The organism is Nostoc sp. FACHB-888, from assembly GCF_014696655.1.
Taxonomy (GTDB): domain Bacteria; phylum Cyanobacteriota; class Cyanobacteriia; order Cyanobacteriales; family Nostocaceae; genus Nostoc.
In genome coordinates, this window is record NZ_JACJQM010000014.1 from 51,078 (window position 1) to 74,861 (window position 23,784).

The following is a 23,784-nucleotide window of genomic DNA, read 5'->3' on the forward strand; positions in this document are numbered from 1 at the left end:
TTATTTCTTGGAAATCCCTAATTCGCAATTCGTAATTAAATTCTTAACTACGAATTAGTAATTAGTTAAAAAGAGGCATAATATTTTGATGGAAGCCATAGCAATTGTTGGCATTGGTTGCTGTTTTCCCAAAGCTAAAAATCCTGAATCATTTTGGCATCTCTTGCGTGATGGAGTAGATGCGATCGCACCAGTACCACCAGAACGATGGGATATAAACGCCTTTTATGAATCTAAGCCAGCGACACCAGGAAAAATGAACTCCCGTTCGGGCGGTTTTTTAGATCAGGTAGATTTGTTTGATCCCAACTTTTTTGGAATCTCTGCCCGCGAGGCAGAACATTTAGACCCCCAGCAAAGATTAGTCTTAGAAGTAGCTTGGGAAGCTTTAGAAAATACTGGACTTGTACCAACAACTTTAGCAGGTAGCCAAACAGGGGTGTTCATCGGTCTTACCAACGCTGACTACCACAAACTGATCTACAAAGACTCTTCCCAAATCGGTGCATATAGTGCTACAGGGACTACCCCTTGCATTGCCGCCAATCGTCTATCCTACTTGCTGAATCTGCGTGGCCCCAGTATAGCTATAGATACGGCTTGTTCTTCATCATTAGTAGCAATTCATTTAGCTTGCCAAAGTTTGCGAAACGGAGAGTCTAATCTCTGCCTAGCTGGAGGAGTTAACTTGATGTTAGCTCCAGAGCCTGCAATTTCTTGCTCCCAAGCTCAGATGATGGCTCCTGACGGGCGTTGTAAGACTTTTGACGCTAGTGCTGATGGTTATAGCAGAGGAGAAGGTTGCGGCGTAGTCGTACTTAAGCGTCTAGAAGATGCTCTCCGTGATGGAGACAACATTTTGGCGCTAATCAGAGGCTCGGCAGTTAACCAAGATGGTACGAGTAATGGACTGACAGCCCCCAATGGGCCTTCCCAGCAAGCAGTTATTCGCCAAGCCCTAGAACAGGCTGGAGTCGCCCCAGCACAGATTAGCTATGTAGAAGCTCACGGGACTGGCACTTCTTTAGGAGATCCCATTGAAGTCAAATCCCTCAAAGCTGTACTGATGGAAGGTCGTTCTCCAGAGCAACCCTGTTGGATTGGCTCAGTTAAAACCAACATTGGTCATTTGGAAGGTGCTGCTGGCATGGCTGGCCTGATCAAGGTGGTGTTACAAATGCAGCAACGGGAAATCGCCCCCCATCTGCACCTCAAGCAGCTTAATCCTTATATTTCTCTGGAAGGCACACCCTTTGCCATTCCAGTTGAGCGTCAGCCTTGGTCTTCCTCTGGAAGTCGCTTGGCAGGGGTCAGTGCTTTTAGTTTCGGTGGCACCAATTGCCACATAATTTTAGAAGAAGCACCGCTCCCAACCCCAGTCACGAGTGAAGTTGAACGTCCCCAGCACATTCTGACCCTATCGGCGAAAACTGCTCCGGCTCTAGCGGAACTAGCACAAGAGTATCAAGATTTCTTTGCGTCTTATCCAGAAGTATCGTTGGCGGATATCTGCTTCAGTGGAAATACGGGGCGATCGCATTTTGAGCATCGCTTGGCTGTTGTTGGTGAATCTGCTGTAGAAATTTGTCAGCAATTGAGTGCTTTTGGCGCTGGAGAAGATACTTCCGGTCTTAGGAGTGGGCAATTAAAGAAAAAGAAATTGCCGAAGCTTGCATTTTTATTCACCGGTCAGGGATCGCAGTATGTAGGTATGGGTCGTCAACTCTACGATACCCAACCAATTTTTCGGGAAGCTATTGACAAATGCGCCCAAATTCTGCATCCATATCTTAAGCAACCTTTAGTTGAGATTCTTTATCCCGAAGCAGGCAAATCTTCGCTTTTAGATGAAACAGCTTACACTCAACCAGCCTTGTTTGCTCTGGAATATGCTCTATTTCAGTTATGGGAATCCTGGGGAATCAAACCAGATGCAGTGATGGGGCATAGCGTAGGTGAATATGCAGCTGCTTGTATTGCCGGGATATTTAGTTTAGAAGATGGTCTAAAGTTAATTGCCGAACGCGCTCGTCTCATGCAAGCATTGCCCCAAGATGGTGAGATGGTGGCGGTAATTGCGTCGGAAGCTTTAGTAACCTCAATTATTGAACCTTATGCCCAAGTTGCCATTGCTGCTATTAATGGCCCTAAGAATATAGTAATTTCTGGCGATCGCCACGTTATAGAAACAGTTACCAACATTCTGCGGACACAAGGAATCACGACGAAAAAGTTACAAGTTTCTCATGCTTTCCACTCTCCCTTAATGGAACCAATGCTAGGTGAGTTTGAGCAAGTAGCCAAAAATGTTACCTACTCTTCACCTAAAATTAGCCTAATTTCCAATCTCACTGGTCAACCAATTACAGATGAAATGGCTACCCCTGAGTATTGGTGCAATCATGTGCGGCAGGCAGTAAGATTTGCAGACAGCATGGAGGCTCTGTATCAGAGGGGCTACAAAATATTTGTCGAGATTGGCCCCAAGCCTATACTAATGGGAATGGGTCGTTATTGCTTACCGGAGGGAGAGGGAACTTGGCTACCTAGCCTGCGGACTGGGCGTGATGATTGGCAACAAATCCTTGACAGTTTAGCAGCATTGTACATTAGTGGTGCGATCGTAGACTGGAATGGTTTTGATCGAGACTATGCCCGTCGTCGAGTTGTTTTACCAAATTATCCATTTCAACGCCAGCGCTATTGGTTTGAAGCAGTTAAGAATGGGCATTCAAAAACAGAGTCTTTATCCCAAGATTGTATTCAGACTCAAATCTTCAATCTCTTACATCAAGGGGAGACTCAAGAACTAGCCAAATACTTACAAACTGCAACACAATTCTCCCAAGAAGAAATTAAAGTACTGCCTAAGCTGCTAGAAATATTAGCCAAGCAACATCAGCAACAACTAACAGCAGCATCTTACAAAGATTGGCTCTACGAAGTTAGTTGGCAGCCCAAGCCCCGTCAGTTGACACAAATCAGCGATCAAGAACCTGGTAGCTGGCTGATTTTAGCTGACAAACGGGGTGTTGGACAAGCTCTAGCGCATCTTTTACAAAAGCAGGGTGAAAGTTGTTTTCTGGTCTATCCTGGGAACAGCTATGAAGTTAAACAGCCTGGAACTTGGAGTGTTAACCCATCGAATCCAGCCGATTTTGAGCGGCTTTTCCAAGAGGTAGTGGGAACTGACAAGTTACCGTTAAAAGGAGTTGTTCACCTGTGGAGTTTAGAAGCAGGATTGACTTCAGAATTAACCGTCCCTTTAATAGAAAAGATTCAGGTTCTTGGTTGTGCCAGTACCTTGCATCTAGTGCAAGCTCTTGCCGACCGCCTCGCCTCACCCCGTTTGTGGTTAGTAACTAGAGGAGCAGTACCAGCAGTATCTTCATTGCAAGCACCAGCCCAGGCTTCTTTATGGGGATTGGGTAAAGTTATTGCTTTAGAGCATCCCAAGTTGTGGGGAGGATTACTAGATTTGGCTGCTGATGCTCCCACAGATGAAGCAGTAAATCTGTTAGCAGAGATTTGGGATTCTCAAGGGGAAAACCAAATCGCCTTCCGAGAAGGACGGCGTTATGTGGCTCGTCTCATCCGCAGCGAAGTACCAGAGGCTCGCTCAATATCTCTGCAATCGGATAGCACATATCTAATTACTGGAGGGTTGGGAGCATTAGGTCTAAAAGTAGCACAGTGGATGGTAGAGCAAGGGGCGCGGCACTTAATGCTGACTGGGCGCAAACAGGCATCAGCTGAAGTACTCCAAGCGATCGCTCAGATGGAAAATCTGGGAGCTAAGGTAGCGATCGCTCAAGCTGATGTTGCCCACTGGAGCGATATGGTTAGAGTATTCGAGGAAATTAAAACCTCAATGCCGCCTCTGGGAGGAATTATCCACGCTGCTGGTATGCTCCACGATGGCATCCTTCGACAGCAGGAGTGGAAGTCCTTCGAGCAAGTTATGGCAGCAAAGGTTAAAGGAACTTGGATTCTGCACACATTGAGCCAGCAGTTACAACTGGATTTCTTTGTCACATTTTCCTCGGCTGCGGCGTTATTAGGTTCGCTAGGTCAAGGAAATTATGCAGCCGCTAATGCTTTCATGGATGCGTTAACCGATTATCGCCGAGCATCGGGACTGCCAGGATTAAGCATCAACTGGGGACTCTGGAAAGATGCTGGCATGGCTACAAGTCTGGGAAACCGCGACCAAGCGAGATTAGCTGCTCAAGGGATGGAATCAATACCACTAGAACAGGGATTGCAGATATTAGGAAATTTGCTAGGACAGGATAGAAGCCAGGTAGGAGTATTGCCAGTTAACTGGTCTAAGTTCTGCGAACAATTTCCTGAAGGTGTGGTTTCACCATTTCTGGAATCTTTCATTGCAATAGATAAAAAACCATCGTTCCAGCGAACACAATTTTTACAACAGTTAGAGGCAACCCCTGTAAACGAGCGGCAAACTCTTTTAATTGCTCACATCCAAACTGAACTTGTTAAGCTTTTAGGGATTGATGCATCGGAATTAGATCCGCAACAAGGTTTTCTTGATCTCGGCATGGATTCTCTGATGGCGGTGGAGTTGAAAAACTGTTTGGAAAGCACTCTGAGTTGTTCTCTACCTTCAACTTTAGTTTTTGACTATCCCACAATCGAAGCACTTGTCGATTACCTACTTAAAGATGCGATACCTTCTCTACGAGAGGCTTCGCCAACGGTAAGCTTTCCTGCGGAACGCTACGCGAACGCTAACGCATCTTTAATTTCTGATGAATCTGCTGTCGAGTCACAAGAAACCAACCATGAGGAGCAAGTTGTAACTGATTCATATTTAGACGATTTATCAGACAGCGAAGCGGAAGAACTGCTGCTTGGTAAATTAAATAGCATGAGGTACTGAAGAGATGTCAGAACAAGAAAATAGTGTATCACCCATCAAGCGGGCACTTCGGGCGATTGAAGACCTGGAAGCCAAAGTTAACCAGTTGGAGTATGCCAAACGAGAACCAATTGCCATCATTGGCATGGGTTGCCGATTTCCCGGTGCTGAAAATCCAGAGGCTTTCTGGCAACTGTTACGTAACGGAGTTGATGCCATTACTGAAGTTCCTGCCGATCGCTGGGATATTGAAAAATTCTATGACCCAGATCCTGATGCTCCTGGCAAGGTGTGTACCCGTAAAGGCGGTTTTTTGGCTCAGGTAGATGGCTTTAACCCAGAATTTTTTGGGATTTCAGCTAGAGAAGCAGCAAGTATAGATCCTCAACAACGGCTGTTACTAGAAGTTGGTTGGGAGGCTTTAGAAAATGCAACTCAAGCACCAGAGCATTTGTATAACAGTTCTACAGGAGTATTTATCGGCATTTACCTCAATGATTACAGCAAGGTAATGTCGTCAGTAGGAGACTCAACCCAAATCGACGCTTTTAGTGCGATCGGTAACTCCTTGAGCGTAGCGGCTGGGCGCTTGTCGTATATTTTAGGGCTAAAAGGCCCGAGTATGGCGATCGATACTTCTTGTTCTTCTTCATTAGTTTCAGTGCATTTGGCTTGTCAAAGTTTGCGGCTGGGAGAATGCAATTTAGCCCTAGCTGGCGGAGTTGGTTTGAATCTCGTCCCAGACACCAGCATTGCTCTCTCTAAGTCACGGATGTTAAATCCTAACGGTTGCTGCCAAACCTTCGATGCTGCTGCGAATGGCTTTGTGAAAGGAGAAGGGTGTGGTGTCGTCGTCCTCAAGCGTCTCAAAGATGCTTTGGCTGACGGAGACAATATCTTAGCCTTGATTCGGGGTTCTGCGGTTAACCACAATGGGCGTAGTAGTAGCTTGATTGCTCCTAATGGGATGTCTCAGCAAGCTACCATTCGCCAAGCTTTAGAAAATAGTGGCGTAGACTCAGCCCAGATTGACTATGTAGAAGTTCAGGGTACTGGCACATCAGTTGGAGAACCGATTGAGGTGGCAGCTTTGGGGGCAATATTTGGTAAGAATCGTCCTCAAGATCAACCTTTAGTTATTGGTTCAGTAAAAACCAACATTGGTCACTTAGAACCCGCTTCTGGGATTGCCAGTTTAATTAAAGTGGTGCTGGCTCTGCAACATGGAGAAATCCCACCGCATCTGCATTTTCAGCAGCCTAATCCTAACATTAAATGGAATGAATTCAGGCTAAAAGTTCCGACTGAGCGGATGCCCTGGAATGTAGGAGCAAAGAGCCGATTGGCGGGAGTTAATACCTTTGGCTTTAGCGGCACTAACGCTCATGTGATTTTGGAAGAGGCTCCAATTTCAGAAGTAGCGCCAAGGTCAATAGAACGCCCCCTACATTTACTAGCACTATCAGCGAAGACAGACGAAGCTCTAATCCAGTTAGCCGAACGGTATGAGAAGCACTTGGCTGTTAATCCAGACTTAGCTTTAGGAGATATCTGCTTTAGTACCAATAGCGGGCGATCGCACTTTCAGCATCGGTTAAGTGTGGTAGCATCTTCATCAGCCAAACTTTATGAAAAGCTAGCCGCCTTCCGCGCTGGGCAAGAAGTAGCAGGATTATTTAAAGGAAAGGTCACAGGTTCTCCTAAAATAGCCTTCATTTTCACAGGCTTGAGCTACCAGCATCTAGGAATAGGGCGTAAACTCTACGAAACTCAACCTACCTTCCGTGCTGTCCTCGACCATTGCGATAAAATTCTGCGTCCTTACTTAGAGCAACCATTACTAGAGCTACTTTTCTCTCAATCTTCCCCCACCCTCTCTGTCCTTTTCTCCCTAGAGTATGCCCTTTTCCAGTTATGGAAATCCTGGGGTATACAACCTACCACAGTTATGGGTAAGGATGTTGGAGAATATGTTGCTGCCTGTGTAGCTGGAGTTTTCAGCTTGGAAGATGCCTTAAAGTTGGTTGTCAAGTCCCAAGTAGACGAGTTTGAACAAATCGCTAAGGAAGTAACCTACTCTCAACCACGAATTCCCGTAGTTTCTCATCTAACTGATGAAATAGCTACCCCTCAGTATTGGTCTGAGCAAGTACGAAAACCCGTAAATGCAGCTAGCGTAGATATTTTAGCTCAACAGGGGTACGAAATATTTGTAGAAATAGGTAGCGATCGCTTATCTAAGAATCAAAAAGTTTCGCTTCCTAGTCTGCATCCAGAAAAACAAGATTGGCAACAACTACTAGAAAGTTTGGGGACTTTATATGTACATGGGGCAAAAGTAGACTGGTTAGCTTTTGACCTAGATTACTCGCGTCAACGTCTGCAATTACCAACCTATCCCTGGCAGCGAAAGCGCCACTGGTTTGGAGCTAATCGTAATGGGCACGAGAAAGTTGAGAGCGTCTCCCCGAATAAATCTGTTAATAATTCAGACTTCAAGCAATTAGTCAAGCAGTTAGAAATGACCGCAGAACTTTCACAAGCAGAGTTGAATTTGCTGCCGAGACTGCTTGAGCTATTAGAAAAGCAACACCAACAGACCGAAACTCAGGAGGAAACTAACATAACATTGCAGCAACTCAGTCTCAAGTCTCTGACAGCAGAAGATATTCAAGCTTGGTTAGTTAACCAAATTGCCCAAGAACTGGGAGTCAAACCCGATGAAATTAATGTCCGGCTACCTTTTGACAGTTACGGCTTAGATTCCGTGCTAGCGATCGCGATCGCCAGTACTGGAAAACAATTCCTCGGACTTGATATGTCTCCACTTCTCTTGGTGCATTATCCCACTATAGAGGCACTTTCACAGCATCTAGCCAAAGAAGTAGAAGCTTCTGAATCAGAAACATTTGAAATTTAAGTTAAACCTTTCTTTATTTCCCCCTTTCGTCCTTTGCGGTTCATTCAAAAAATTGCCTTTTACCCAAGCCTATTCATACATAATCCATTCTGACTCCTGACCCCTGAATTCTGTTTACATAACAACAAAAATGGTGAATCTATGAACGTATCAGAACTTTTGGAAAATCTTAATCATCAAGGCGTTCAGTTGTGGGCTGATAATGATAAACTCAAGATTAATTCTCCGAAAGGATTACTAACAGCAGAAATCCGCACAGAATTAGCTCAACGCAAAACAGAAATCCTTGCCTTTCTGCAAAAAACTAACGATGCCGTTAGTGATAGTTCTACAACTAAAGCTCAAGACCTGAGCTTACAAACAATTGGCCGTTTGATTGGTGGTTATTGTCGTAAAATTACAGGCTTTATCCCTCCTGTCATCGATCCAAAGCTGATGGCAAATAAGTTAAAAGTTACCTTTAGACCTTTACCTAATGGTTACAAAGAAGAAACAGTTTTACAGTTTAGGAAAGAGCTAGAACATAAACTGCAAGAGAACGGAGTTCAGATATTATCTTGGGAAGAAGCAACTAAAGAGTTTAACTACGAAATTACTATTCCTTTGATTAATTGGAAAAATAATATTACCACAAGGGTAGTTAAATCAGGTGTCAATGCTGTCGTAGATGTTGAAAAACATCCTTCTTTATTTGGCAAAGCAAAGATATTTGTAGCAGAAGTACTATATCGATTATATTCTCGTTTTGTTTTCAACAATAGCCCGATATCTGCTTCTAAAATCATGCAATTTATTAGTTGGGCTGAAGAGAGTGTTCAACCACTTGAAGACCCAACAAATACTCAAGCGATCGTTTTAACAAAACTGAATCCAAAGCTAGTAGATCCAAAAATACCTTATCAGCAAAAAATTCCAATTGGTGTAAATACCCTCATCAAGAACTTTTCGGAAATTGTGATTGGGGTTGATAACACCAATATCTCTATCTTAAACATGAACCTCTCAGACTCAGTATTTTCTACAGAGTTGCTTGATGAGTTCGTTTCTAAATCTTTAATTCCTAAAATCTTTGTACCAATTCAACCATTACCTTTAAGTCGATTTGAAATTGGTGAATATGACGCGAAAGCATCTACCTATGCAGGTCAATTAGTCAAATTGGGTAAAGAATTAGCATCAACAGATTTACTACCTTCTGGTTTTAAAATTAACGATGTAATGAAAAGAAAGTCTCATCGAGATATTGTGGACTGGATGATAAATGGCAGAACCGGAGTTTCTTACGGTTTTGTTGCATACGCCGAACCGCCACAATATATCGGTGCTGTAGAAATATCCGAGAGGGAGTGGGACACCTTATCAACGATCGCAGGATTCAGCCGTGATGAACTGCGTCAAAATGAAATTGGTAGAAGGTATATCAAAACTAAGATTGCCGAAAAATACGTATTTAAACAAATCCCAGATATCTGGCTTGCTAGTTCTCGTTCAGGCTCAAATAAAACAAACCTGAATTTAAAAACAGACGTGTTTAGAGTTGGATTACAAGATAGGTTATTACTCCAGTTACCAAAAGGACTTGATTCTGTAGTCGGCGATATCAAACCCTCTTACGATATCTATGTCATGGTGGCGATCGCACTGGCTGCTGCTTTATACGCACCAGAGTTAATTGAAAATGGGATGCCAATGATTCATTTCCACGGATATCCTTCAAAAGAATGGTTGCAACCCCATGAATACTGCACTGGAGTTCAAAATCCCTCGGTTCCTTGTGGAACTTATGAATCAGGAGTTTTTAATTTCTTAGGTATATACAATCTAGTGAATAAATATGGCAGCAATATTGCCTTAGCTAGTTTGATAGAACCAGATCATGGCACAAATATCATCGCCTCTGACTGGAAATATTTACTCGCCAGAATCAAAACTGGAGTTGAAGAGGAACAAATTGAACTGGGTGGTAAGCATTTCCCTTCTCTCAAAGAGAGCGTTGCTACTTCCTAGTGAGTGGGGTTAACGAACCACAGAGGCACAGAGAAAAAGAGAGAAAGATTCTAAAACTTGGTTTACTTAAGCATTGTTGACTTGGCGGACTAATAGGTTGGTACTGATGAAAGAGGATGTTAAGCAATCATGTCAATTATTGCAGGTCAAACAGTACTTTTGACAGGAGCCTCACGCGGGATAGGAGTCTTTATTGCTCGTGCTTTGGCAAAAGAAAAAGCGACTATAGTTGGTGTTTCGCGATCGCAAGAGGCACTAGATCAAGTATCTGCCGAAGTCAAAGCTTTAGGAGGTCGCTGGTTAGGTATTAAATATGACCTCAGCAAGGTTGAGGATCTGCCAAACCTCATTCAGCAAATCAATCAGCTTGCAGGGCCAATTGACATTTTGATTAACAACGCAGGTATAGAGATATACAAGAAATTTCAAGATTATTCAACTGCGGAGTTACAGTCAATATTAACAATTAACTTGCTGTCGGGGATGGAATTAAGTCGTTTGGTACTACCAACGCTGTTAGCCCAAAACAGGGGTCACATTGTTAATATTGCTTCTCTGGCTGGTAAAAAGGGAAACCCTTACAACAGTGTTTACTCTGCTAGCAAAGCCGGTTTTCTTATATGGACTGATGCACTCAGACAAGAACTAGCTAGTAGTGGCGTGGAGATTTCTGCAATCTGTCCGGGATATGTTTCTGGCGAGGGAATGATTGCCGATACTGGCGTACCTATACCAAAGTTAGCAGGTGCATCTACACCGGATGATGTCGCAAAAGCCGTCATCCGCGCTATTAAGCAGAATCAAGCAGAAGTGATTGTCAATCAAGATCCGACAACAGAAACTTTATCAAAACTGCTAATGGGGCTATGGCAAATTTTTCCCCTATTTGGCGACGCAGTTTATCAGTGGATGGGAGTAGGTAAGCTCAATCAACTCCGCATCGAGAATCAAAAGCCCGTTGCGTTGAAATTTAGTGGAAGTAAATCAATGGTAGCAGCAACAGACAAAACTACTGAAAGATAATCTTGTTGAATTTAGATATGAAATTTAAAAAGATTGTCTCGAACCCAAATACAAACCCAATGGAAAAGCCATGAAAAAAATATATTTGATGATTTATGATTTAGGTGCAGGTCATCGCAGCACAGCCAATGCTTTGCAAAAAGTGATCGATAAGCGGCAATTACCTTGGGAAATTCATATAGTTGATGCTTTCAAAGAAATTATTGGTACGACTGCTCCACATTACGTTTATAATCAGCTAATACTCAAAAAAGACTGGGCAAAAATTATTAATGACCCTTTCTTAGTTCCCTCATTCAAATTACAAATACGCCTTTCTCGTTTTGCTTGGCTAGGACGTTTTAAAAGATACTGGCAGCAGCATCAACCTGATATGGTGGTTTCATTATTGCCCTATATCAACGGTCTGATTAATCAAAGCTTGCAGGCAGTATCGCCTAGTGTGCCTTTTACAACCGTAATGACCGATCATGCCGATTGTCCACCCAACTTCTGGATTGATCCACAAGGACAATTTTTAATTTGTCCTACTCAACGAGCAGTTGAACAAGCAAAAAATTTGGGTTATACGCAAGAGCGAATTTTCAGCACTTCAGGAGTAGTAATTCATCCTCGATTTTCTGAATCGGTAAATAGTGATCGCAAAATTGAAAGAGAACGCTTAGGTCTAAATCCAGATTTACCAACAGGTTTAATCACTTTTGGTAGTCAGGGATCAAAAGCAATGCTAGAAATTGCCGATTCTCTAGAGAAATCGTCATTGAATCTACAACTAATTTTTATCTGTGGACGCAATCAAGAGATAGCAAACACTTTGCGCGGTCAACAAAGTCGTTTACCAAGGTTCATTGAAACTTTTACTAGTGAAATTCCCTACTATATGCATCTATCGGATTTCTTCATTGGTAAATCTGGCTCTGTAGGTGTTAGCGAAGCTGTGGCAATGAGCTTGCCAGTAATTACAGATTGCAACGCCTTAAGTATGTTTCAAGAGCGACCTTCGGCTGAGTGGATTGCAGAAAATGAGATTGGAATTGTAGTCCCCAATTTCCGCGATATTAACCAAGCTGTAGCAAAGCTAATCCAACCGGAAACCCTAGCTCAGTACCGTGCCAACGCCGCCGCGATCAACAATCAAGGAGTATTTGAAGTTGTTGATATTTTGGAACAAATTCTTGAAAACTCCTTCTCAGTTGCGCCTTCTTCAACAATTGAGATAAATAAGCAGTTATCCTCAACAGTTTGATGAGTTCCGAAAAAAATAACCGGAGTGAAATAATATGCTATTTGATTGGCTGATTGTAGGGGCTGGATATTCAGCCTGTGTAATGGCTGAACGCCTAGCAACTCAGCTTGGGCAGAGAGTACTGATTGTAGAGCAGCGAGATCACATCGGGGGTAATGCTTACGATTACTACAATGAGTATGGTATTCTCGTTCATAAATATGGACCTCACATCTTTCATACTAAGTCTAAGAAAGTATGGGATTATCTCTCTCAATTTACAGAATGGAGACATTACTATCATCATGTGCTGGGAGTTTTGGAGGGTAAGAAAGTTCCTATCCCTTTTAATCTCAATTCTCTCTATGCACTTTTTCCTGAGAAATATGCAGAGAAGTTGGAGAATTTGCTTTTAGAAAACTTCGGTTTTGGAGTAAAAGTACCCATTTTGAAACTGCGAGAAAGTGCTAGTGGGGATCTTAGCTTTTTAGCTGATTACATTTATGAAAATGTTTTTCTCCATTACACAATCAAACAGTGGGGCATGAAACCAGAGGATCTGGATCGCGGAGTAACGGGACGTGTTCCAGTTTATATCAGTCGGGATGACCGTTACTTTCAAGACCCCTATCAGGCTATGCCTAAGCTAGGCTATACAGAAATGTTCCGGCGAATGCTTGCTCATCCCAACATTAAGGTACTGCTAAACGCAGATTACCGCGAGATTATCAAAGATGTTAAGTTTCATCGGTTACTTTGCACTGGGCCGATTGACACCTTTTTTGATTATATGTATGGTGAATTGCCTTATCGTAGTCTACGCTTTCAATTCGACACTTTGGATCAAGAACAGTATCAAGAAGTGGGTACAGTTAACTACCCCAACGATTACGACATCACTCGCATCACTGAACAGAAGTATTTATCAGGACAAACTTCTCCTAAAACTACCTTGGTGATGGAATATCCCCAGGCTTATGTACCAGGGAGAAATGATCCTTATTATCCTATTCTCAATGAAGAGAGCCGCGATCGCTTGAGCTTATACCTTAAAGAAGTAGAGAAACTCAACGGTACAGTACTGTTTGCCGGACGACTTGGAGATTACAAGTACTATGACATGGATCACGCAGTACTTCGGGCACTTGGTTTGTTTGAGAAAGAAATAGCCAATTCTATGTAAAAAGTGTCAAAAAGATGCGATCGCGCTTGTGATGGATAAAAAACATAGAATTTCTCTAAAATTCTCCCTAAAAAATTGTTAATATTTTCTCACAGAAGGATTATGGTGCAACAACAACTCGTTAGTACAACCAAGCAACGCCTTGAATGTTTAATTTGCAATTATCGCGTCAATCCGAATGATGAATGTGCATTTTCGACGTTCAATTGTAACGTCAGAGCTTTTATGGATGAGACGTTTAAAGTTTGGAGATGTCCCGATTGCAAGACAATTCATTGTCTAGATGTCGTCGATCTCGACCATTACTACGCAAAATTCCCAGTTTTTCAAGCTCAATTAACATCGTCCTACCGATTTATCTATAGTAACCTCTGCGGACGACTGACAAAGCACGGATTTTCTAAAGATCACTCCCTGCTTGATTATGGCTGTGGTGCTAATGGTCTATTTGTACAATATTTGCAAGAACGCGGCTTTACCAATTCCTACGGATACGACCCTTACGGGTCAAAGGATGGCTTCGGCAATCCAACAATCCTCCAGTCTAGACCATTTGATTATATTTCCCTCCAAGATGTCATTGAACATGTTGAAGATCCTTATATTTTATTAGAAAATTTAAACAGCTTGCTATCCCCTGGTGGTTATATCCTCATCGGTACACCTAACGCAGCCAAACTTGACCTGAACCGACCCGACTCACCCGATGACTATAACTTTGTGCATGTTCCCTACCATCTTCATACATACACGCGTGAAACCCTGGAATCTTTAGGGCGTTCTCAGGGATGGGAGGTTGTAGATTTCTTTGACCGGGGATTTGACGATACACCTTGGTTTGGCTATAACGTTCGAGCTTGGAATACCTACGTCAGCCTCATGGACGGGTCAGTAGATGTTGTTTTTGAGCCGCTCAAACTATGGAAAATGTTTTCCTCTCCTAAATTCCTCTTCTACGCTACTTTCGGCTACTGGCTGAGTTTCCATTCTAGGATGTCTGTCATGTTCCGCAAAAGCATTTAATTCAACAGCACTGTTGGGTGTTTAAACCTATTTTCAGGTAAATAGATCACGCGGTAGGGGCGTAAAGACTTACGTTCCTACGACAGATATAGTTCAAATACATGAAAACTGCTGTAATAGAAATTCGCGCAGCAGCCAAATAAAAAGTAGTTTTGTTGTGCATAAAAGAAGAGTTTTTACATTTATGAAAATAATCCAATCACCCTCATCTCCAAAAAAAAGTTTTTTGATAAATATCGTCATCGGAAATGGTGGTGGCGGGCATATCGCTACCTATAATGCGCTACGTTCAATCATTGAGCAGCAACAACGACCTTGGGAAATTAGTTTAACCGATGTGGACGAATTAGGGCAGCGCTTAACAGAACAAAAAAAGACACTGGATATCTTTAAGCTATTCGGAACTAGTGGAGATCAATTTATAAACCAGATGATGCAAAAGGGCTGGACATGGGTTCTCCAAATAACAATGCCTCTGATTAAACTACTAATCAAACTAAATTATGATGCTGGAGTGAAGATGTTTGAGGAACATTGGCGCAAGCAACAGCCAGATATGGTAGTTTCTGTAGTGCCGTTGTTTAACAAAATGGTATGGGAAAGTTTACAGCGGGTAAAACCAGACACACCTTTTGTGACAGTTATGACAGATTTTGCTGATTGTTCGCCCGCATTTTGGATAGAACCAGAGACAGGAAGTTATGTGGCTTGCGGCACTGGAAGAGCAGTAGAGCAAGCTCGTTCTTTGGGAGTAAAGGAGGAGCTGATCGTCAAAACTTCGGGACTGGTAATTAACCCTCGCTTTTATGAACCAATTGTGAGGGATCGCGGCCAGGAAAGACAAGGGTTGGGTCTAGATCCAGATTGTCTGACTGGACTTGTGTTATTCGGGGGTAATGGCTCCAAAGTCATGCTAGAAATTGCCAAGCATCTGGAGCGTTTTCAACAAAAGCTACAACTCATCTTTATTTGCGGACGCAATGAGGAACTGGCTGTGGCTTTACGTGAGAGCCAAGGTCTTCAAAAGAGGTTTGTCACCACCTTTACAAAAGACATTCCTTACTATATGCATCTTTGTGATTTTCTGATTGGTAAACCAGGCCCTGGTAGCATTACCGAGGCGCTAGTAATGAAGTTACCAGTGATTGTGGAACGCAGTGCTGCGACAATGCCACAGGAACGATACAACACTGACTGGGTTCAACAGCAGCAGGTGGGTCTGGTTATCCCCAGTTTTCGAGATATTGATCGAGCAGTTGAGCAGTTTCTTCAGCCCGAGAATTTTGCCCGCTACCGTGCAAATGTCGCTGCGGTAAACAATAGAGCCGTATTTGAAATTCCCGATATTTTGGAGAAGATTCTGGCTAGTAATTATAAAACAACAGTGGCAGAACCACTCCAGCAGAGGTAGTGAAAGCGATGAATCAAGATCGTGTTAAAGCAATTACGCTGGCGGCAATGTGTTTCGCCCTCTTCATGGCCAATCTTGACGACACTGTGATGAATATGGCGCTTCCCAAGATTCAGACAAGTCTGGGTTCTGGTCTGTCAGCATTGCAGTGGATTCTTAATGCTTACACCCTACCTGCGGCTAGTCTAGTGTTGCCAAGTGGAACATTAGGAGACATTTATGGACGTAAGCGAGTCTTCCTCTCAGGACTAGTCATCTTTACGATCGCTTCTGTAATCTGTGGTTTCGCCCCCAGTTTAAGTATATTGATTGCTGGGCGAGCTCTTCAAGGAATTGGGGCTGCTGCCTTAGTGCCTGGTTCTCTGTCGATCATCGCTGATACGTTTCCTGAACCGAAGGAAAAAGCTAAAGCCCTTGGTATTTGGGCTGCGGTGTCAGGACTCGCCCTCGTTGCTGGCCCAGTACTAGGCGGACTGCTAGTGGATACTTTGGGATGGCAGAGTGTGTTCTTTCTCAACTTACCACTGGGCGCGATCGCTTTTCGGGTGACTTCGCGTGTTGTTAGGGAAAGTAAAGATCCCAACAGGCAACGTCTTGATCTGCCTGGTTTATTGCTCAGTGTAATCTTTCTGGCTTCACTTACCTATGCACTTACTGAGGGTAATGCTGGATTGTGGCGATCGCCGCTCATTGTCTTGCTGCTGATGGTTGCTGCACTTAGCTTGGTAGCATTTTTATTTGTTGAGTCCCGCAGTAGCCACCCAATGCTGCCATTATCCTTATTTCAAAATTCAACGTTTACTGTAGTCAATATCGTTGAAATTTTGGTATTCTTCACTCTTGTCAGCTTGCTTTTTATTTTCAGCCTGTTCTTGCAGCAAGTGCAGGGTTACTCGGCAACGGCGGCGGGCTTGCGCTTCCTCCCGATGAATGGAGCTTTTGTAATTGCATCTATATGTTCTGGGTGGTTTGCCTCTCGCTTCGGGTGGCGCTTTACGATCACAACAGGACTGATCTTAGCAAGCATAGCTACGTTTTCCTTGATCCGAATCAATGCCAATACAGAGTATGGAGTGATTTTGTGGAGCCTGATTCTTTCGGGGTTCGGTAGCGGCTTGACACTCGCACCCTTAGCAGCAGTAGGTCTGAGTTCTGCACCCTCCACAAAAGTGGGAATTGCCTCAGCAGTAATCAACGCTAGTAATCGTCTGGGCAATATCTTAGGAGTTGCTATACAAGGAACAATTCTCACACAACAGCTAGCCTCAAATTTGGCGCGATCACTCTCTACTTTGGGCCTCCCCTCAAATCTCCAAGATCGCCTCATCGCTGATGTTTTGCATGGTGGATTTAAAGTCCCCAGCAACCTGCCAATCAACATTTCAGCCCAAGCTATGCATCAGGCGATTAGTAATGCATTTGTGTCGGGTCTACACGCAACTGTGCTTGTAGCTAGTATTGCCCTCTTCGGTGGGGCATTTTTGATTCTGGTGTTTGTTCAGCCAACTTTTAACCAAGTCACTAAAAATTCTTTTCTTTCTATTAAATACAAGAAACAGGATAAACGCATCTGAATTATACTTTACAAAAAAGATGACTTATGTATAAACTGAAAAATCAGGATTTATCGTTTATTTGAGACTGTTAAGGACGCTACGAAAAATAAATCATTTACTATTTGGTCTAATTATTGGATACTATTCTTTGAAGATACCTAAATATAACCACCAAAGCATCCATCGATAGCAGCTAACGAAAATTAGTAAAAGGATGTTTTAAGGTAATTTTTCTTTTTCCTACTTTCCTAAATTTATCGCTCATACTCTTGACAAAATCATGATCTTATCGAATGAAACAGCCCTGCCTTAGTCCCCAGGGACGTTTCATTCGAGTAAGTAAAAATTTTCTCAAGATAGTAGATTTTGCGACTTTTAAAACATCCTCTCATAAGTCCGAAACTGAGTCTCGAAAAAATCTAGATTGTTTTTCAAATAAAGGATTTCAACAAAATGGCTGACGAAAAATTAGTAGTCTCATTAGCAACACCTGCCAGCGATGTAGTTTTCGGAGGGGGTACAAATGATTCTGAAGCCCTTTTCGGTCGTGCCGGAAACGACACCATTTATCCTGACAATCCGATTGCAAGCGCGACTCAAGCAACAAATGTAGATTATTTGTTCGGTGATATATTTGACAACTCTGCTGAAGAGTATGAGATTATTCTGAATATTCAGAATGCTCAACAAGGTGGTAATCCATTTCTGATCTTAGATAGAAATATCCCATCTGTAGGGGCAGACAGATTTGTTCTTGGTGATACAAGTCAGCCCTACTACACTACCTCTAACCCAGATACTCTACTAACCACAAACTTCCTTGGTTTGAACGAGTTTGCTGTCATTTATGATTTCGGTATCAATAATGATGTCATCCAGCTAAATGGTAAATCGACAGACTATCGAATCGTAAAAATTAATGGATTACAGATTGCAGGAGTAGCACAACCTCTTTCTGGAGAAGCGATATTTTCACTGCAACAGGGAGCACCTGACCTTGTAACTTTTGTAGTTGCCAAGCCGGAAGTCAGTTTAGATTTGACATCGAAGAATTTCCGGTTTGTCGGTGAAAAACCAGCAAAAAAACCAACAAAAAACAATAAAATTCAGCAATTAGGGACTACCGGAAACGATCTCAGTCTTGCTACGGGTGCAGATGCTGCTGGCAATGTTTATATATCAGGAACTACCACTGGGCCATTGTTTGGAACAAATCTTGGTTTTGGAGATGCTTGGCTAGCCAAATATGACAGCAATGGCAACCAGGTTTGGGGTAGGCAGTTTGGCTCTTCTGGGGATGAGTCTAACTTTGCGATGGTTACAGATAAGGATGGTAACTCCTACATGGCAGGTGGCACGTCGAGTAACTTGTTTGGAACCAAGCAAACAGAAACTGATGTTTGGGTGGCTAAATATGACACCAATGGCAACCAGGTTTGGGGTAGGCAGTTTAGTGCTGGTGGCTTTAGTAGTGGAGCCTTTTCCATTGATCTAGATCCAACAGGGAATGTCTACTTATCAGGAATAGAAATTAACAACAATGATAGAACAGACATTTTCAATTTTGCCGTTCAGGATAATTCCTGGGTGTCTAAGTTTGACAACAATGGCAACCAGCAGTGGCTTACCCTGATTAAAGATCCTTCAGCGACCTTTCCTTTTGATATAACTCCCTTTTTTGATGAATGTTACGACCTTGCCGTTGATAAGGATAGCAACAGCATAGCTGTAGGCTGGACTCAGGGCTTACTCAGAGAGTCAGACCCATCACGACAACTTTTGAAGTACGATGCTTGGGTGTCAAAAGTCAATACCGCAGGGGAGATACAGTGGGTTCAACAGCTTGGAAGTACAAATCAGGGACTTGATTTTGCTTGGGGTGTTGATACTGACAGCAAGGGCAATATTTATGTTACAGGATGGACTACAGGGGATATTGGCACAAAGGTCGGAAAAAAAGGAATCGGGGGTCGTGATATTTGGATTAGCAAACTTAACCCAGATGGCTCTCAAGTGTGGGCTAAACAGTTTGGTTCTCCAGATGATGATGGCATGTACTTGTCAGATATGCAAATAGATGAAAATGACAACATCTTTATTATCGGAGAATCTAATGGCAAGTTAGGAAAAGGCCAAAAAGACGAATCTTATAATGCCTGGGTGGCGAAGTTCGACACTGATGGCAATAACAACTGGATTCAACAATTTGGAAGCAAAAATAATCTTGACTATCCTATAGGTGTTACTACTGAGGGAAAAGGTAGTCTTTTCGTGACTGGAGCTACTGATAGCTTATTAGGGAACAGTGGTGGCGTTAATACCTCAGCTCTGGACGGTTGGTTGGCTAAACTTGACATCAAGGACGGAAAACTGCAAAAATTTATCGGCGGTTCAGATGTCATAAGTATTGCCGCTCCTGAATCAATTCCCACCATTGATATCACTAACGAACTTGTAACTAGCGAAAGGCTGCCTGAAGGCGATAACCGGATTAACCCTGCTGCGGGAATCAGTACTAGCCGCAGTGCATTCAACTATGGAGAGATCACTTCTAGTCTTGGTGGCATATTTAACTCTCAGTCTGAAGGTTCTTTTCCTTCAGCTTTGGCTGAGGCAGTTAATAATGGCACTATAGTGGTTTGAAATGATTAAAACTTACATAATGACAGATTAGAGCTAATTTGTAAACTAGAGTAAAGTCGTTGAATCGTAAGGCTTTCAGTAATTTGAGCCAATCAAGCGTTTATCTAGAAAGGCAAAGGGCAGGAGGCAGAGGGCAGAAGGAAATTCTGACTCCTGCACTCTGCCCATGACCGGGAGAGGAGAATTACCAAACAATAACCCTCTTTTCTCCCCTGCTTTTACGTTGAAAGGTGTACTTGGCGTAATCACCAACTTGTTTAAGAAACTTAAACATTAGTAAACTGATTTCAGATCAACAAAGCTATTAATCAGGACAATAATAGCTGCTGTTAGCAGCAACATCGTTCAAAAGGAATGCTCATTGTTAAATATAATTGTAAGCTAAGATACAAACTTTTAGCAAGAATATATAAGCTGGGCTAACCTCCTTTATGACTTTAGATAAGAATAAAATCAGATAAGACTTGCTTAGAATAGTTCGCACGTCGTGTTTAAAGCTTAAACTTCTTTATTTTCACCAATCGCCAGTTCCTTCTTGCTATGTTTCAAGTGTTTCCAAAGCACCCTAATTTGCTGGTAAGCTTCTTCTGGAGAAAGCTTTCCGCCTGTTTCTAGGCAAGTGATGTAACTAATTTTTTGGGCAAATTCTTGGAGGTTGGCATTAAATGCTAAAGTCTCTGGCTGGAATTTACCATAGTATCGGCTACGAGGGTAAAGAAAGCTATCTTTGTCTTGCGAGTTATCTTGTGTCATTAGTTTGTTGCTCACAATTTTTATTAAAAGTTTTAAACTTGATTTTTCTACGTGTAATTACAGATTATAAAATCCCAATTCCAGAAGAAGTTAATATTATAATTAGAAATATACTTATACGGCTACTGTAAGAAGATAGAAATAACTCATCCAGTTCATAAAAAGTTAACTGTCTAAGCTTATTACTTAATAATGATCGCTTATGCTTTTCTTGCTTTGGCTAATGCGCTTTTTGATTCACCTGTAACCAAATTTCTAAACTTACAACGCGTCTGGTAAAATACAGCAGATCGCTTGCTTTAAAACTGCTTTTTCTTCCACTCCAGAAAGGAGAACACCAACGGGTTCATTGGCTGGTGGTGTAATAGCAGGTACGAACACGATGCGATCGCAAACTCTGTTATATGATGTCTGCATAATTAGTTACGATTCCCACAGTCATTGCACCCCACCCCGCAAGCGAGGAGGGGATTAAGGGCTGGCGCTATATGTGAAGCTCAAAACACGATAACTGCCCACATACTAACTCCCAACCCGATCGCTGCTAGGTGTTGCCAAAGGAGCGATAGCTTCGCTAACCCCTTTGGTGTACGCAGTGGTTGCTTTGCAATCTTCTGCGTTAATAATATAGTCAGTAATACTGATAAAATTATCGTTGCACCTTGCAAAAAGGCAATCACAGCCGGGTGAGCCACCAATATTGGCAATTGTTCACCACTCAAACCAAGAGTAGCAAAGGTTACGGGTAAAATCTGCCCACCTTCGCCCAAGCCCAAACGCAGATAGTGAGCCAAGTTTCCCCCTAACACCAATGGTAGGTAGCCATAAGCAAGTTCTACAAATGAGCGAGACTTACGGTTAAAGTTGAACAGTTGCAGTAAGCCATAAGCCGCAAAGGTAAAAATCGCTGGGATAATTAACACTAGCAGCGATAATCCCAAATGCGGCCAAAACTGAGTTAAATCCAGTTCTAGCCCCAACCAAGATTGCAATTCTGGCAAGCGATGCAGATATATCCCACCCAACAGCAAAAACAATAATGCTACTTCATAGGTGCGGGGTACATGAGTTGTCCATAGTTCAATACCAGGTGGACGCAAGTTGAATTCGACGGAACGATGGGGACAGGCTTTAAGGCAAGTCATGCATAGTACACAATCTCTATTATCTTCTAACTGCGCTGGGTGCGAGTATAAAGGACATCCATTAGTTTCCATCCCTTCGCCTTTTTGCGGCCCACCCTTATAACACTGATAGGTGGTGCAACTGGCAGAACAAATCCCTTGCTGGGCGCGGAGTTCCGTCATTGAGAGTTTGGCAAATAAACCATTCATCCCGCCGATAGGACAGAGATATCTACACCAAAATCGCCGCTCAAAAATCGCAGAGAAAATCATCGCCCCAGCAGTAATTAACAGTAGCAAACAAGCACTGAGGTAGGCAGTATTTTCTAAATGCCAGAGTTCTTCCCATAAGAAAATTAGGGAGAACAAACCAAACATGAACCATCCGCCCCATTTTTCAGCTTGCTGTCTAGGCCAGCGCTTGAGTTGTCGAGGCCACAGCCAGAGAGATAACTTTTGGGTAATTTCCCCGTAAATCATGAAGGGACAAACAGAACACCAGATACGACCCAAAAAGGGAAAGAGAAATAGGAAGAAGGGCCACCACCAAGCCCAAAATAAATTTAATACGAAATTGCGATCGCGGGTTTGTGGGCCAATAAATAATATTGCAACGATGATGGCAAAAGCCGTTGCAGTAAAACCATAGTTAATGCGATCCGGCCACCAGGGACTACGCAAAAACCGCCGCAAACCAGGATAGGCATTTAACAGATTCACCCGAAATCGTTTTTTCTTCGTTTCGGCTGGCCAGAAAATTTCTTCTGTTAATTCATTAGCACCCTCCGCTTGCACGATCGCTCTTTCTACCAGATTTTTTAATTCCTTAAGATTGCCAGGAAAATCATAAGACTGTAAGCGACGTAAAGCTTCTGGGGTGATGCGCGGTTTCGGAATGCCTCTAGCCCGAATGTAAAGACTAGTGTAATATTCTACCTGTGCCTGAATATCAGCTTTCCGCACCCGTAGCGGTGGAACTTTAATAATGTGACCGATACAGCGTTCAATTGTCGGCTGAGTTTTTTCTGAAACAATCAAAATTCTGGCTTTACTGGGACGAGGTTCGGGTGCTACTTCTCCAGAACGGCTGACGGGGGTATATGTGCCAGTTTTGAGCAACTGCGTCACGGAAGGTAATAATTCTTCGGGCAATTCTTGGATGTTGTTGAGAACTAAAGTACCTTCTCCCAACCACTCCAATAATCCTGGTTTGCCGCCGGCGCGACCAAATAAATCTGCACCGCTAGTTTGCAGAATACCGCAATTTACTTTAATAATTGGTTCTCGCCGTTTTGGAGAACCAAAGTGGATGAGGGCTGCTATATTATCTTTTTCTAACCCTGGTTCTCCAAAAATATCCACAGATTTACGGTCAGCCGCCGATAAACGAATTTGCTCACGTAGCCTTACAGCATAGCGACTTGTACCGACAATTCCGCGTTGGGCTTTGGTAACTAAATATGGTCGCAAAGCTACGGAACGTTCTTGTTCATAGCCAAGTGCAGATGTTGCCTGAGCTAATTCTTGAGCCAATTGACGCGAAAAAGCCTGAGCAATTTCGGGATATTGGGTGGCTAATTCACGGAATTTATCACCGGGTACAACCCACAAATGACATTCAGTTACTGTAGTAATTGTGAATGGAGTTAATTCATCCAACAGCAATTCTTTAAGTTCAATCACTGCACCGGGGAGAAATCCACAAGCGAAGGCTGGGTTAGTTTTATTGGTGCTGTTGCTTTCGAGTTGACCTTCTTGGAGAATATAAAGGGCTTCTGGAGGAGTGCCTTCGCTAACTAAATCAGTTTTGGCACTCACCACTTGTTCTTCAATTACTTGTGCGATCGCATTTAACACCTCATGTGAGAGAATTCCTAAAGTACTGCGTTCTTGTAGCCATGTAACCATTTCTGGAGATGTCATATTAATTTCTCCGTATAGGCTGCTGTATAAAACGAATTATCCCTTGAAAACTAGGTCAAAATATCTGTATCTAGCGATCGATGCGTAACAATACAGAATTGGTATCAGTAA

At 42.8% G+C, this 23,784-nt stretch carries 13 protein-coding genes; 10 read left to right on the plus strand and 3 right to left on the minus strand.

Features of this window, described 5'->3' with window-relative positions:
- The first annotated feature begins 88 nt into the window (after positions 1–88).
- From H6G26_RS11450 to H6G26_RS11495, 10 genes are all read left to right on the plus strand, one after another.
- Complete coding sequence (locus H6G26_RS11450) at positions 89–4,903, plus strand: type I polyketide synthase (protein ID WP_190729367.1); 4,815 nt, start codon at positions 89–91, stop codon at positions 4,901–4,903.
- A gap of 4 nt (positions 4,904–4,907) precedes the next feature.
- A complete protein-coding gene (locus H6G26_RS11455; RefSeq protein WP_190729368.1) occupies positions 4,908–7,802 on the plus strand; it encodes a type I polyketide synthase in 2,895 nt (964 codons plus the stop codon).
- A gap of 141 nt (positions 7,803–7,943) precedes the next feature.
- On the plus strand, positions 7,944–9,809 hold the full coding sequence (locus H6G26_RS11460; RefSeq protein WP_190729369.1) for a hypothetical protein: 1,866 nt from the start codon (positions 7,944–7,946) through the stop codon (positions 9,807–9,809).
- Between the two features lie 129 nt (positions 9,810–9,938).
- On the plus strand, positions 9,939–10,832 hold the full coding sequence (locus H6G26_RS11465; protein WP_190729370.1) for an SDR family NAD(P)-dependent oxidoreductase: 894 nt from the start codon (positions 9,939–9,941) through the stop codon (positions 10,830–10,832).
- A gap of 70 nt (positions 10,833–10,902) precedes the next feature.
- On the plus strand, positions 10,903–12,078 hold the full coding sequence (locus H6G26_RS11470) for a glycosyltransferase (protein WP_190729371.1): 1,176 nt from the start codon (positions 10,903–10,905) through the stop codon (positions 12,076–12,078).
- Between the two features lie 34 nt (positions 12,079–12,112).
- Complete coding sequence (glf, locus tag H6G26_RS11475) at positions 12,113–13,240, plus strand: UDP-galactopyranose mutase (protein WP_190729372.1); 1,128 nt, start codon at positions 12,113–12,115, stop codon at positions 13,238–13,240.
- A gap of 102 nt (positions 13,241–13,342) precedes the next feature.
- Entirely contained in the window at positions 13,343–14,263 is a 921-nt protein-coding gene (locus H6G26_RS11480) for a class I SAM-dependent methyltransferase (RefSeq protein WP_190729373.1), read from the plus strand.
- 184 nt (positions 14,264–14,447) lie between these two features.
- A complete protein-coding gene (locus H6G26_RS11485; RefSeq protein WP_190729374.1) occupies positions 14,448–15,674 on the plus strand; it encodes a glycosyltransferase in 1,227 nt (408 codons plus the stop codon).
- 8 nt (positions 15,675–15,682) lie between these two features.
- A complete protein-coding gene (locus H6G26_RS11490; RefSeq protein ID WP_190729375.1) occupies positions 15,683–17,248 on the plus strand; it encodes an MFS transporter in 1,566 nt (521 codons plus the stop codon).
- Between the two features lie 435 nt (positions 17,249–17,683).
- Positions 17,684–19,873 carry an SBBP repeat-containing protein gene (locus tag H6G26_RS11495; protein ID WP_190729376.1) on the plus strand — a complete coding sequence of 730 codons (2,190 nt, stop codon included), beginning with the start codon at positions 17,684–17,686 and terminating at the stop codon, positions 19,871–19,873.
- Positions 19,874–20,371: 498 nt separating this feature from the next.
- Here H6G26_RS11495 and H6G26_RS11500 read toward each other — a convergent pair whose 3' ends face one another.
- From H6G26_RS11500 to H6G26_RS11510, 3 genes are all read right to left on the minus strand, one after another.
- Entirely contained in the window at positions 20,372–20,626 is a 255-nt protein-coding gene (locus tag H6G26_RS11500) for a hypothetical protein (RefSeq protein ID WP_190729377.1), read from the minus strand.
- A gap of 261 nt (positions 20,627–20,887) precedes the next feature.
- Complete coding sequence (locus tag H6G26_RS11505) at positions 20,888–21,043, minus strand: hypothetical protein (protein WP_190729378.1); 156 nt, start codon at positions 21,041–21,043, stop codon at positions 20,888–20,890.
- 80 nt (positions 21,044–21,123) lie between these two features.
- Positions 21,124–23,673 carry a sigma 54-interacting transcriptional regulator gene (locus tag H6G26_RS11510; RefSeq protein ID WP_190729379.1) on the minus strand — a complete coding sequence of 850 codons (2,550 nt, stop codon included), beginning with the start codon at positions 23,671–23,673 and terminating at the stop codon, positions 21,124–21,126.
- Positions 23,674–23,784 lie beyond the last annotated feature (111 nt).